Below are 12670 nucleotides of genomic sequence, written 5' to 3'. Positions count from 1 at the left end.
CCGACCTGTTTCTCCGGCTGTACCCCGATCCCATTGTGGGAGCGAGCTTGCTCGCGAAGGCGGCGGTACATTCAGCGCTGATGCAAGCTGACCCTCCGCTATCGCGAGCAAGCTCCCACAGGGAATGCAGGGATAATTCTATGGCGGCGATCTGATACGCATAACCGCTCCTCAGCTAAGCCTTTGCTTCTGCTCGCGAATCCCGGACAATCGCGCCCCTGTTTCGGCCAGGGCGCTGCCTGTCGGGCTTTTCCGACTCGTCCTGGCCGGGTGCATGTGACCGGAATACGGAGATCCGCCCGGATGAATGATCAGGCCAATAGCGTCGAAGAGCGCTTTGAAACGACAGTCCCAGCCACCCTCAGCCAGTGGAGTCGCCAGGACACCACGTGGATGCTGGGCCTGTTTGGCACCGCCATCGGTGCAGGTACTCTGTTTTTACCCATCAATGCGGGCCTGGGCGGCTTCTGGCCGTTGCTGATCCTGGCGGTGCTGGCGTTCCCCATGACGTTCTATGCCCACCGGGGCCTGACCCGTTTCGTGTTATCCGGTCGCGACGGCGCGGACATCACCGAGGTGGTGGAAGAACATTTCGGCCTCAAGGCCGGTGCGCTGATCACGCTGCTGTACTTCTTTGCCATTTTCCCGATCCTGCTGATCTACAGCGTGGCGTTGACCAACACGGTGGGCAGTTTCCTGGAGCATCAGTTGCATATCCAGCCGCCTCCTCGGGCTGTGCTGTCCCTGGTGCTGATCCTGGGCCTGCTGGCGGTGGTCCGTTGTGGCGAGCAGGCGATCGTCAAGGCCATGAGCCTGATGGTCTACCCGTTCATCGTTGCGCTGCTGTTCCTGGCGGTGTTCCTGATTCCTCACTGGAGCGGCGGCATCCTGACCACGGCCTCCACGCCGCCTGAACCTTCGGCGCTGCTGCATACCTTGTGGCTGGCGATCCCGGTGATGGTGTTCTCGTTCAACCATTCACCGATCATCTCGGCCTTTGCGGTGGACCAGAAACGCCGCTACGGCGGCAACGCCGAGGAGCGCAGTTCGCAGATCCTGTCGCGCGCCCACGTGTTGATGGTGGTGATGGTGCTGTTCTTCGTATTCAGCTGCGTGCTGACCCTGAGCCCGGCGCAACTGGCCGAAGCCAAGGCGCAGAACCTGTCGATCCTGTCGTACCTGGCCAACCACTTCAGCAACCCGACCATCGCCTTTGCCGCGCCGTTGATTGCGTTTGTCGCCATCTCCAAGTCGTTCCTGGGGCACTACATCGGCGCCAGCGAAGGCCTCAAGGGCTTGATCGTCAAGAGCGGCCGCCGCCCGGCGCCCAAGACCCTGGACCGCCTCACCGCGGCGTTCATGCTGGTGGTGTGCTGGATCGTCGCTACCCTCAACCCGAGCATCCTGGGCATGATCGAAACCTTGGGGGGGCCGGTTATCGCAGCTATCCTGTTTTTGATGCCGATGTATGCCATTCGCAAAGTTCCGGCCATGGCCCGTTATCGCGGCCAGGCTTCGAATGTCTTCGTTACGTTGGTGGGTTTGGTGGCGATTACGGCTTTGGTTTATTCCCTCTTGGCTTAGGCCTTTATTGGGGGGGCTAGGTTGGTGTGTATATCCGTTTCTGCGGTAACGGCGGCTTAGGGTTCCGCCCTGACGGCGGGTCACTTTCGAAAAGCGCGAAAGTAACCAAAGCGCTTCTGCCCCACCACTTGGCACCTCGCCTAGGCTCGGTGTGCCCTCACTCCGGCATTGCTCCGTGGGCCGCCGCGAAGGGCCATCCATGGCCCAGCGCGGCTATCCCGGCATCCATGCCGGGATGCCCACTCCACAATGCCTGCGTTCGGCCAGCGTGGTTAACGGGGCGCCCGAGATCAACGTCCACGCCGAGGCGGCCTTATAGCCGACCTGGTTCTTTGTGGGACCGTGTTTTTCCTGTGGGAGCGGGCTTGCTCGCGAAGGCGATGTGTCAGTTTACGGTGATGTTGGATGTGCCGGCCTCATCGCGAGCAAGCTCGCTCCCACAGGTTTTGCGGTGTATATGGGTTTTGTGTTTGCTGAAGATCCCCTGTGGGAGCGAGCTTGCTCGCGATAGCGGAGGCTCAGCCACATAGATGCTGGCATGTATCCCGCTCTTGCTCTTGCTCTTGCTCTTGCTTTGGATCTTGATCTTGATCTCGACGCCCCGTTAAACCACGCTGGCCGAACGCAGGCATTGCGCAGTGGGCACCTCGGCATGGATGCCGAGGTAGCCGCGCTGGGCCATGGATGGCCCTTCGCGGCGGCCCACGGAGCAATGCCGGAGTGAGGGCACACCGAGCCTAGGCGAGGTGCCGAGTGGTGGGGCAAAGCGCTTTTGGTTACTTTTGGCGCTCTTCCAAAAGTGACCCGCTGTAAGAGCGGAACCCTAAGCCGCCGTTACCGCAGCAACGGATATGTCCCCAACAAAAAGGCATTCCCCGAAATAGACAGGCAAAAAAAAAACGCCGCCCCTAGCAAGAAGGGCGGCGTTTTCAGTCGGGCGTTTTAAGCTTTAGGCTTGAACGACCGGGATGTTGGCGTTTGCAGCCGCTTCACGGAACTCGGCGATCTGGTCGAAGCTCAGGTAGCGGTACACGTCCGCTGCCATGCTGTCGATCTTGCCGGCGTATTCCATGTACTCCTCGACGGTCGGCAGGCGACCCAGGATGGACGCAACGGACGCCAGTTCGGCCGAAGCCAGGTAGACGTTCGCGCCGTCACCCAGACGGTTCGGGAAGTTACGGGTCGAAGTCGACACCACGGTGGCGTTCGGCTCGACGCGTGCCTGGTTACCCATGCACAGCGAGCAGCCTGGCATTTCCATCCGTGCACCGGCCTTGCCGTAGATGCCGTAGTAGCCTTCTTCGGTGAGCTGGTGAGCGTCCATCTTGGTCGGCGGCGACAGCCACAGACGGGTTGGCAGCTGGCCCTTGACCTGCTCCAGCAGCTTGCCGGCAGCGCGGAAGTGACCAATGTTGGTCATGCACGAACCGATGAACACTTCGTCGATCTTCTCGCCAGCAACGCTGGACAGCAGACGGGCGTCGTCCGGATCGTTCGGCGCGCAGAGCACAGGCTCGCTGATGTCGGCCAGGTCGATTTCGATGACTTCGGCGTATTCGGCGTCGGCATCGGCTTCCATCAGTTGCGGGTTGGCGATCCAGGCTTCCATCGCTTGGGCGCGACGTTCCAGGGTACGTGCATCACCGTAGCCTTCGCCGATCATCCAGCGCAGCAGGGTGACGTTGGATTGCAGGTACTCGGTGATCGACTCTTTCGACAGCTTGATGGTGCAACCGGCAGCCGAACGCTCGGCCGAGGCGTCGGATAGTTCGAAAGCCTGTTCCAGGGTCAAGCCTTCCAGGCCTTCGATTTCCAGGATGCGGCCGGAGAAGGCGTTTTTCTTGCCTTTCTTCTCGACGGTCAACAGACCGTTCTGGATGGCGAAGTACGGAATGGCATGAACCAGGTCACGCAGGGTGATGCCAGGTTTCATTTTGCCCTTGAAGCGCACCAGGATCGATTCCGGCATGTCCAGCGGCATGACGCCGGTGGCTGCGGCGAACGCGACCAGGCCGGAACCGGCTGGGAACGAGATGCCCATCGGGAAACGGGTGTGCGAGTCGCCACCGGTGCCCACGGTGTCTGGCAGCAGCATGCGGTTCAGCCACGAGTGGATGATGCCGTCGCCCGGACGCAGGGAAACGCCGCCGCGGGTCATGATGAAGTCAGGCAGGGTGTGGTGGGTGGTGACGTCGATCGGCTTTGGATAGGCCGCGGTGTGGCAGAAGGACTGCATCACCAGGTCAGCCGAGAAGCCCAGGCACGCCAGGTCTTTCAGTTCGTCACGGGTCATTGGACCGGTGGTGTCCTGGGAACCCACGGTGGTCATTTTCGGTTCGCAGTAGGTACCAGGACGTACGCCTTGGCCTTCTGCCAGACCGCAAGCCTTGCCGACCATCTTCTGCGCCAGGGTGAAACCCTTGGTGCTTTCAGCGGGGGCTTCAGGCTTCTTGAACAGGTCGAACGCTGGCAGGCCCAGCTCGGCGCGAGCCTTCTCGGTCAGGCCACGGCCAATGATCAGCGGAATACGACCGCCGGCACGGACTTCGTCCAACAGCACAGGGGTCTTCATTTCGAAGGTGGTGATGACTTCGTCGGTACCGTGCTTGCAGACTTTGCCTGCATGCGGGTACAGGTCGATCACGTCGCCCATGTTCATGTTCGAAACGTCGAACTCGATTGGCAGTGCGCCGGCATCTTCCATGGTGTTGTAGAAGATCGGAGCGATTTTGCTGCCGAAGCAGAAACCGCCAGCGCGCTTGTTCGGCACATAAGGAATGTCGTCGCCGAAGAACCACAGCACCGAGTTGGTCGCCGATTTACGCGAGGAACCGGTACCGACCACGTCACCGACGTAGGCGATCGGGAAGCCTTGGCCGCGCATTTCTTCGATCTGCTTCATCGGGCCGGTCTTGCCTTGCTCGTCCGGAACGATGCCGTCACGGGCCATTTTCAGCATGGCCAGGGCGTGCAGCGGGATGTCAGGACGCGACCAGGCGTCTGGAGCAGGGGACAGGTCGTCGGTGTTGGTTTCGCCGGTGACCTTGAACACGCGCAGGCTGATCTTGTCGGCCAGCACCGGGCGCTTCTTGAACCACTCGCCGTCAGCCCAGGATTGCAGCACGGCCTTGGCGTGAACGTTGCCGTTCTTGGCTTTTTCAGCCACGTCGTGGAAGGCATCGAACATCAGCAGGGTGTGCTTGAGTTCTTCGGCGGCTACCGGCGCCAGCTCGGCGTCGTCCAGCAGCTCCACCAGGGTCACGATGTTATAGCCGCCCTGCATGGTGCCGAGCAGTTCAACGGCACGCTTGTTGTCCAGCAGAGGGGATTGGGCCTGGCCCTTGGCCAGGGCGGACAGGAAGCCGGCCTTGACGTAGGCAGCCTCGTCGACTCCAGGCGGAACGCGATTGGTGATCAGGTCAACGAGGAAAGCTTCTTCGCCAGCCGGAGGATTTTTCAGCAGCTCGATCAGGCCTGCGGTTTGTTCGGCGTTAAGCGGCTGGGGAACGATACCCAGGGCTGCGCGCTCTTCGATATGTTTGCGGTAGGCTTCAAGCACAGTTATTACCCTCATCAGTGGTCCCAAATGGGTGTCCGGGACGCTCATCCAGGAACCCACGGTACTCATGCGCGTCGGCGGCTTTTTGAGCCGCCAGGCCAGAGTTTCCGCACGTTCCTCACAGAAGCTGCTTTCAAAGTTTTACGCCTGCAGAACGGGGAGCTGATGAGGGTTGGCGTTGGGCTTTCCCCGCTGGAAAGACCCTTCGCCAACACCGCTCTGAAGGAACGACTGTGCTCGTGACGCTTTGAAAACAGCTTCTAACGGACATTGGCGCCTTAAAAGGCTGGCTGATTCTACGGGAAAAAAAAATTAAAGGTAAGTTGGGCCTGGAAGTTTGAGGGGTGATCAATCTTAGACAAAGGGCTAACATGCCGGCCTGTCCTGCTTTTGCGTGTGCGTTTCCTTATGCCCAACCAGCTCATCAAGACCCCCTGCGTCGGCCTTTGCTCCACTGTCTACGGTGACCTGGTGTGCCGTGGCTGCAAGCGGTTCCACCATGAAGTGATTCACTGGAACGGCTACAACGAGGACGAAAAACGCGCGGTGTGGATGCGGCTCGAGCAGCTGTTGGTGCAGGTGATGGTGGCCAAGCTGGAGGTTTTCGACCCGGTATTGCTGCGCCAGCAACTGGAGTCGCGCAAGATCCGCTTTGTGCCGCACCAGTCGGAATATTGCTGGGCCTATCAACTGATTGCCCGCGGCGCACGGGTGATCAACAACCTGGAAGCCTACGGCATGGTGCTGATGCCGGAGTTTCGCGACTGGGAACTGCCGGATCTGCGCGATGCCATTGATCGGGAGTTTTTCCTTCTGTCCGAAGCCCATTACCAGCGTTATATCGCGCCGGGGTTCCTGAAGGATGCGTTCGGCGGCTGACAGGCCGAGAGCCTTTGTGGCGAGGGAGCTTGCTCCCGCTCGGCTGCGCAGCAGACGCCTGGATTTTTCAGAACCAGAAACTTTTAAGATTAAGAGCGAGGGTCGCTTCGCAACCCAGCGGGAGCAAGCTCCCTCGCCACAAGAGCCTATAGCCAGGGTCTGTTTATTCCTTGACCGCCAACTCCACCAGATGGTCCTCGACCTCCTGCGGCTTGAGCACCAGCACATCGCTTTCCAGCGTATCGAGCACAGCCTCGGCGGTGTTGCCGATCAGCACCCCGGACAGCCCCGAGCGGGCCACGGTGCCGATCACCGTCACCGCCGCCTGCAGCTTGTGCGCCATGTACGGAATCAAGACGTCCGCCGGGCCTTCTTCGATATGCAGGTGCTGCTCATCGATGTCGAATTCGGCCTGGAACGCCCGGCATTGTTCGCGATAACGGGCTTCGATGGTTTCCTTGAGCTGGAACGTCGGGTCGGCGGACGAGAGCATCGGCGAGGGGTGGGCGCTGATCACATGCAGGTGCGCCTTGGCGAGGAGGGCGATGTCATAGCCATGATCGATGATGGTGGAGTGCAGGTGGCGATGCTCGCCGTCGGCATTGCCAACGTCGACGGCCGCCAGGATCACCTTGTCTTTCCAGGAGCCGGCGGTTTTCACCAGCAGCACCGGGGTTGGGCAGTGGCGTAGCAGCTTCCAGTCCGCCGGGGTCAGCAGGGCTTTTTTCAGCGGGCTGTCGGGGAAGTGCTGCTTGATCACCAGCCCGCAGCCTTCCGCCTGCTGCACGTCGATGATGGTGTCGTGGAGGCTTTCGTTCCAGGCCTGCTCGGTGGTGACGCTGTAGCCGTCGGCCAGCAGAGCGGCCTTGAGCACGCTGAGCAGACCGGCATGGTCATGCTTTTTGTCGCACACCAGCAGGTGCAGGTGGGCCTGGGTCACTCCGGCGATCAGTTTGGCGCGCTTGAGCGCCAGGCTTTCCGAATGTTCGGGCTCAATAACCACCAGGATGCTGCGAATGGCTTGCATGATCGGCGTTCTCCTGCAATGAAAAGGCTGGCGTTGCTCAACTATAGTTGTTGTGGGGCAGTCTAGTTGCTGTGGGTGAGTCTTCGACTTGATGCATATCAACGGCGGTGGCTGGTGGTCTGGGGGCAGGCCGGTATAATCGGCGCCCTTCGCTCGACTACCTTTTCCCGTGAGCCCCATGAATCTTCCCGAAATTCACGAATTCCTTGGTTGCCGCACCCCCGATGCCTGGGTCCAGGCCGCGTTGGCTGACCAGGAAACGTTGCTGATCGACCACAAGAACTGCGAGTTCAAGGCGGCCAGCACTGCCCTGAGCCTGATCGCCAAATACCATTCCCACGTCGACCTGATCAATCTGATGTCGCGCCTGGCCCGGGAAGAGCTGGTACATCACGAGCAGGTCATGCGCTTGATGAAAAAGCGCAAGATCGGTTTGCGCCAGCTCTCAGCCGGGCGTTATGCCTCGGGGCTGCGCAAGGTGGTTCGCAGCCACGAACCGGTCAAGCTGGTGGACACCCTGGTGGTTGGCGCCTTCATCGAGGCCCGCAGTTGCGAGCGTTTCGAGGCCTTGGTGCCGCATCTGGATGAAGAACTGGGCAAGTTCTATTTCGGTTTGCTGAAAAGCGAAGCCCGGCATTTCCAGGGCTACCTGAAACTGGCTTACCAGTACGGTGACGCCAAGGACATTGTCCAGGTGATCGACAGGGTCCGTGAGGCCGAGCGGGAGCTGATCGAGTCGCCGGATGTGGAGTTTCGGTTCCACAGTGGTGTGCCTGCGGTATAGCGCTGTTTGTCCTGACGCCATCGTCGGAACGCCGCCCGGAGCAAGCTCGCTCCCACATTTGATCTTCAGTGAACACAAATAATGTGAACACAGGAAATCCCCTGTGGGAGCGAGCTTGCTCGCGATGAGGCCTTATGCAGCGCAGCCTCTCAAACGCTCAGCCCCAGGCGTTCATGCCACTGAGCAATCGACTCCTCGGGATAAACCTCGAACTGCTGGTCGCCCGGATGCGCCTCGACTTCCACCCACGGCGCCCTGGAACCCAGCATCAGGTGGGTGTGCTCCGGCGGTACCGGCAGCGGTGTGTCGATGGCCGAGGCAAAGGGGTGAATCAGCTCCGGCCATTCGGGGCTGAACAGCCATAGCCCCGAACCGCACAAGGAACAGAAATGCCGTTCGGCACTGCTGCGGTGGGCGCGTTTATCGCCTTCGTCCTTGAGTCGTGCGTGGTAGATCGAGATGTGCTTGCGACCGCGCACCTTCAGGCTCTGGGCATCGCCCCCCAGGTTGATCGCAAAACCGCCGCCGCCCTGGGTCTTGCGGCAGATCGAGCAGTAGCAGCGCTGATAAGGGTAGGGGTGAGCACTGTCGAGGGTGAATGACACCGCGCCGCAGTGGCAGGATCCTTCGAGTTGCATGGGAACCTCCAATGGGATTGGAATGTTCATGACAGACTAGACGGTTAGTATTTCTAGGCAGTTGAATTTATGTTTGATGTGCGGACGTCATCGCGAGCGAGCTCGCTCCCACAGGGGATATGTGGTTTCCCGGAGTCCAATGTGGGAGCTCGCTCGCGATGAACGATGACACGGTCTAGCGGCCGGGCACCCGCCACAAATACCACGCCGCCACCGTCCGATAAGGGCTCCATGCCAGGCCGATCTCAACCATCTGCTTGCGGCTTGGCTGTTGCTCCAACCCCTTGAGCCGTCGATAACCTTCACGTACGCCAAAATCATCGGCTGGCAGGATGTCTGGTCGCTCCAGGCTGTAGATCAGCAGCATCTCCACGGTCCAACGCCCGACGCCACGCAAGCTGACCAGGCGTTCGATCAACGTTTCATCCTCCATCGCCCGCGCCGTGGCGTAATCCGGCACCACTCCGTCCAGGGCCGCTTGGGCGATGCCCTGGATCGTCGCGACCTTGCTGGCGGAAAACCCACAGCCGCGCAACTGCGCAACGTCTGTCGCCAGGATCTGCCCGGGATTGGGGAAGGTTTGCGCCGGGAACAACGCCAGCAGCCGACCGAGGATTGCATCGCCTGCCTTGGCGTGCAGTTGCTGGTAGGCAATCGCCCGCACCAAGGCTTCATAGGGGTCGCGGGTCGGCTTGGGTTGCAGCAGGCAAGGGCCGGTCGCCTCGACGTGACGTCGCCAGTCTTCGTCGAGGCTTGCCAGCAAGGCGCTGGCGTCGTGGTAGGGCACAGGCATCGGGTATTTGTTCTCCGGGGCGCTCAAAACGCCAGGGGCAGCGAAACCTGCACCGCGGCTTTCTCCAGCCGTAGCAGAAATGCCTTGCGCGGCTGTCCGCCACCATAGCCGGTCAACGAGCCATCTGCGCCGATCACTCGGTGGCAGGGAATGACGATGGCCAAGCGATTCTGCCCGTTGGCCAGGCCTACGGCGCGGCTGGCGCCAGGGCTGCCCAGCGCCGTGGCGATGCCGCCGTAGCTGCGGGTTTCGCCGTAGGGAATCTTTTGCAGTTCAGCCCAGACTCGCACGGCGAAGGCGCTGCCGGGCATGTGCAGCGGGACGTTGAATGCCGTGAGCTTGCCGGCGAAATAGTCGGCCAGTTCGGTTTCGATCTGTTGCAAATGAGCGTTGTGCCCGGGCGCAACCGTGTAGCCGTAGCGTTGCTGCAGCTCTTCCAGTTCCTTGGTCAGGGCCGGGCGGTCAAGGAATTCCAGCAGCACCAGGCCTCGTCGTTCGGCCATGGCCAGCATCGGCCCCAATGGCGTAGTCAGGCGGGTGAACAGCAAGGGCTCGCTGAGGGCCGCACGACCCGGGGTGATGTGGAAGGATTTCACGAAAGCGTCACGAAACCCGCTCAACGATTCATAGCCGGAGTCGAATGCGGCATTGTCGATGGAGCTGCCGTCCTTGATGCCGCCCAAGGCAATGCCCAGGCGGCGGGTGCGCAGATAGGCGTGAAAGGTCATGCCGAAATGTTGCTTGAACCAGCGGCGCAATTTCAGCGGCTCGATACCTTGTTCCAGCAGCAGGGCATCGGTCCAGCGCAGATCGGGTTCGGCGTCCACGGCTTTGAGCAGGGCCTGGATCCAGTCTGGCGCGATGGCGGCGGCGTCCAGGGGCTTGCAGCGCAGGCAGGCCCGGTAACCGGCGGACATGGCTTCGTCGGCATGGGCGAAGAACTCCACGTTCTCCGGTTTCGGTTTGCGCGCGGTGCAACCGGGGCGACAGAAAATACCGGTGGTCTTGACCGCAGTGAAGAACACCCCCTCGTAGGCGGTGTCTCGTTCGAGCATGGCGCGGACCATCTCGGCATGGGGCGGAAGCAGCGAGTCATGTAGGTTCATGGGCCAAAGCATAGAACCGTGCCCGGAACGACTCCACCGAAAAATCGACAGTGAATTTCCGTTCACTTGGTCGGACGGTCACGAACAAAAATTGAACCTGCGAGTCTTAAAGGTTCAACCGTTGTTTTTGTCTTTCGGAGACATCATGTCCAAGCATAAGAAATCTCTCATCGCCGTTGCTGTCTGCGCCTTGGCGTTCGGTGCCTCGGCTTTGCTGCCTGCTGAGTTGTCGCCTATCGGTTCGAGCTATGCCGCAGGCGGTGGCAATGGAGGTGGTGGTGGCAATGGTGGAGGAAACGGCGGCGGTAATGGTGGTGGCAATGGCGGTGGCCACGGTGGTGGCATTGGTGGCGGCACCGGTGGTGGGCAGGGCCATGACAAGTCTGGTGATTCCAGCGGCCTTGGCAAAGGATTGGCCAGCGACCACACCGGTACTCGCACCCGCGATCATGGCCTGAGCGGCAAGCACACTGGTACCACTCGCACCGACCGCACCAGCAAGGCTTCGCTGACCTCGAGCATCGCCAAGGACCGTGATACCCGTGGCCTGACCAAGGCATCGGCGATTTCCACCGCTACACCAGGTACCCACAACACCAAGGGCCTGACCAACGCGACCAGCTCTTCGATCAAGAACGACCGCTGATCGCTTGAAAAAAGCCGCGGCGCCTGTGCATGGCGTCGCGGCTTTTTTGTTTGTCTGTCTTGCCTGACCCGACGCGTTCAATACTTCCAGAACACGGGTGTGAACAACACCAGCACCGTCAGGATTTCCAGCCGACCCAGCAGCATGCCTATGGTCAGCAGCCACTTCGCCGCATCCGGCAAGGTCGAGAAGTTGCCGGCTGGCCCGATGATCGTGCCCAGCCCGGGGCCCACGTTGCACACGGCGGTGGCCGCGCCGGTCAGGGCGGTGGTCCAGTCCAGGCCGATCAGCGCCAGCCCCAGGGCGATAGCGCCAATGGTGATGGTGAAGAAGAACGAAAAGGTCAGCAGCGAGCGGACGATCTCTTCGTCGATGGGGTGATTGTTGTATTTTTTCTGGATCACCGCCCGGGGATGGATCAGTTGTTTCAGGCTGCCCATCAGCAACTCGCCGGCTACCTGGAAGCGGAAGATCTTCAGCCCACCGGCCGTCGATCCCGAGCAACCGCCAACGAACGTCAAATAGAAGAACAGCAGCAAGGCAAAGCTGCCCCATAGGGTGTAGTCGCCCAGCGCCACGCCCGTGGTGGTGACCACCGACGTCACGTTGACGGCCACGATACGGACCGAATTCCACCAGCTGTAGTCGCTGTTCAGGCTCAGCCAGGTCCCCACGATGAGCCAGGTGATGACCAGGAAACCGACGAATCCCCTGACTTGCTGGTCCTTGAGCAATGCACGTTTGTGGCCGCGCAAGGTAGCGACATACAAGGTGAAGGGCAGCGAACCTGCCATCATGACGACCACCGACACCCAGTGAATGGCCGGTTGGGGCCAATGCCCCAGGGAAGCATCCGATGTGGAAAAGCCACCCGTGGAAATCAACGACATCGCGTGGTTGATCGCTTCGAAGGGCGTCATGCCGGCCAGCCACAAGGCCAGGGTGGCGAGAGCGGTCAAGCCGACATAGATCCACAGGATGTAGTTCGCCGCGACATGGGAGCGCGGCGTGACTTTCTCTGACCAGTCCGACGACTCGGTCTGGAACAGCCGCATGCCGCCGACCCGCAGCAATGGCAGGATCGCCACTGCCATGCCGATGAAGCCGATCCCGCCGAGCCAGTGCAACATCGAGCGCCAGATCAACAGGCCGGGGGAGGCAGTGTCCAGGCCGGTCAGGATGGTCGAGCCGGTGGTGGTGATGCCCGACATGGTCTCGAAAAAGGCATCGGTGTAGCTGATGTGGTGGATCAGTACCATGGGCAGGGCGGCGAAGCTGCAGACGATGACCCAACTGGCGGTGGTCAGCAGGTACATGTCCCGCGGGCGCATCTGGGTGTTTGCTGGCCGACCACGCGCCACCAGCGCGATGCCGCAGACGAAGGTGATCAGGCTCGACCACAAAAACGCCGAGAGGTCATCGTTGCGCTCGTACATCACCAGCGTCACAAGCGGGATTGCCATGCTGGCAGCCAGGGTGATCAGGAAAATACCGAGGATGAAGCCAATAAACCGCACTACCGCAATGGACATAGAACACGCCTGGATGAATAAGCCGCACAGTATTGTTTTTGTGGTGGGCTGATGGGTAGCCCCTTGGGCAGTTTTGTTCAATACCGCTCGCGATTGGCAATTTACCTTGATCGCCACCTCAC

11 protein-coding genes are annotated in these 12670 nt (G+C 60.8%); 5 read left to right on the top strand and 6 right to left on the bottom strand.

Features of this window, described 5'->3' with window-relative positions:
- The first annotated feature begins 303 nt into the window (after positions 1–303).
- Complete coding sequence (locus LOY50_RS16465) at positions 304–1584, top strand: serine/threonine transporter (RefSeq protein ID WP_214513030.1); 1281 nt, start codon at positions 304–306, stop codon at positions 1582–1584.
- Between the two features lie 175 nt (positions 1585–1759).
- The gene (locus LOY50_RS16460) at positions 1760–1903 is read left to right on the top strand and encodes a hypothetical protein (RefSeq protein WP_258691284.1); all 144 of its coding nucleotides are present in this window, start codon (positions 1760–1762) and stop codon (positions 1901–1903) included.
- A gap of 630 nt (positions 1904–2533) precedes the next feature.
- Here the strand turns inward: LOY50_RS16460 and acnB are convergent.
- Positions 2534–5143: a bifunctional aconitate hydratase 2/2-methylisocitrate dehydratase gene (gene acnB, locus LOY50_RS16455; RefSeq protein ID WP_253478577.1), complete on the bottom strand. Its 2610-nt coding sequence runs from the start codon at positions 5141–5143 to the stop codon at positions 2534–2536.
- 408 nt (positions 5144–5551) lie between these two features.
- Here acnB and LOY50_RS16450 point away from each other — a divergent pair, with 408 nt between their 5' ends.
- Complete coding sequence (locus LOY50_RS16450; protein WP_214512754.1) at positions 5552–6022, top strand: DUF1289 domain-containing protein; 471 nt, start codon at positions 5552–5554, stop codon at positions 6020–6022.
- 163 nt (positions 6023–6185) lie between these two features.
- Here LOY50_RS16450 and LOY50_RS16445 read toward each other — a convergent pair whose 3' ends face one another.
- A complete protein-coding gene (locus LOY50_RS16445; protein ID WP_253475667.1) occupies positions 6186–7049 on the bottom strand; it encodes a universal stress protein in 864 nt (287 codons plus the stop codon).
- 178 nt (positions 7050–7227) lie between these two features.
- On the opposite strand from LOY50_RS16445, the gene LOY50_RS16440 reads away from it, so the two are divergent.
- Entirely contained in the window at positions 7228–7833 is a 606-nt protein-coding gene (locus LOY50_RS16440) for a tRNA-(ms[2]io[6]A)-hydroxylase (protein ID WP_253475664.1), read from the top strand.
- 149 nt (positions 7834–7982) lie between these two features.
- Here LOY50_RS16440 and LOY50_RS16435 read toward each other — a convergent pair whose 3' ends face one another.
- The 3 genes from LOY50_RS16435 to LOY50_RS16425 all read right to left on the bottom strand — a co-directional run bounded on the left by LOY50_RS16435 (position 7983) and on the right by LOY50_RS16425 (position 10370).
- The gene (locus LOY50_RS16435) at positions 7983–8471 is read right to left on the bottom strand and encodes a GFA family protein (protein ID WP_253475661.1); all 489 of its coding nucleotides are present in this window, start codon (positions 8469–8471) and stop codon (positions 7983–7985) included.
- A 175-nt stretch (positions 8472–8646) separates the two neighbouring features.
- A complete protein-coding gene (locus LOY50_RS16430) occupies positions 8647–9264 on the bottom strand; it encodes a DNA-3-methyladenine glycosylase (protein ID WP_258688429.1) in 618 nt (205 codons plus the stop codon).
- A gap of 23 nt (positions 9265–9287) precedes the next feature.
- Positions 9288–10370 (bottom strand): bifunctional transcriptional activator/DNA repair enzyme AdaA, encoded by a 1083-nt coding sequence (locus tag LOY50_RS16425; protein ID WP_258688428.1) that lies wholly within the window; start codon positions 10368–10370, stop codon positions 9288–9290.
- A gap of 145 nt (positions 10371–10515) precedes the next feature.
- On the opposite strand from LOY50_RS16425, the gene LOY50_RS16420 reads away from it, so the two are divergent.
- Positions 10516–11016, top strand: coding sequence for a hypothetical protein (locus LOY50_RS16420; RefSeq protein ID WP_253475651.1), 501 nt, complete (start codon positions 10516–10518; stop codon positions 11014–11016).
- A 77-nt stretch (positions 11017–11093) separates the two neighbouring features.
- Here LOY50_RS16420 and LOY50_RS16415 read toward each other — a convergent pair whose 3' ends face one another.
- Complete coding sequence (locus LOY50_RS16415; RefSeq protein ID WP_258688425.1) at positions 11094–12548, bottom strand: TrkH family potassium uptake protein; 1455 nt, start codon at positions 12546–12548, stop codon at positions 11094–11096.
- Positions 12549–12670 lie beyond the last annotated feature (122 nt).

This window comes from Pseudomonas sp. B21-010 (assembly GCF_024749325.1).
In the GTDB taxonomy this organism is placed as follows: domain Bacteria; phylum Pseudomonadota; class Gammaproteobacteria; order Pseudomonadales; family Pseudomonadaceae; genus Aquipseudomonas; species Aquipseudomonas kilonensis.
This window is presented reverse-complemented; position numbering and strand designations above follow the sequence as displayed.

Coding starts and splice junctions, on each gene's coding strand:
- LOY50_RS16465 (WP_214513030.1), top strand. CDS start 304: ATGAATGATCAGGCCAATAGCGTCGAAGAGCGCTTTGAAACGACAGTC.
- LOY50_RS16450 (WP_214512754.1), top strand. CDS start 5,552: ATGCCCAACCAGCTCATCAAGACCCCCTGCGTCGGCCTTTGCTCCACT.
- LOY50_RS16435 (WP_253475661.1), bottom strand. CDS start 8,471: ATGCAACTCGAAGGATCCTGCCACTGCGGCGCGGTGTCATTCACCCTC.
- LOY50_RS16445 (WP_253475667.1), bottom strand. CDS start 7,049: ATGCAAGCCATTCGCAGCATCCTGGTGGTTATTGAGCCCGAACATTCG.
- LOY50_RS16415 (WP_258688425.1), bottom strand. CDS start 12,548: ATGTCCATTGCGGTAGTGCGGTTTATTGGCTTCATCCTCGGTATTTTC.
- LOY50_RS16430 (WP_258688429.1), bottom strand. CDS start 9,264: ATGCCTGTGCCCTACCACGACGCCAGCGCCTTGCTGGCAAGCCTCGAC.
- LOY50_RS16440 (WP_253475664.1), top strand. CDS start 7,228: ATGAATCTTCCCGAAATTCACGAATTCCTTGGTTGCCGCACCCCCGAT.
- LOY50_RS16425 (WP_258688428.1), bottom strand. CDS start 10,370: ATGAACCTACATGACTCGCTGCTTCCGCCCCATGCCGAGATGGTCCGC.
- LOY50_RS16420 (WP_253475651.1), top strand. CDS start 10,516: ATGTCCAAGCATAAGAAATCTCTCATCGCCGTTGCTGTCTGCGCCTTG.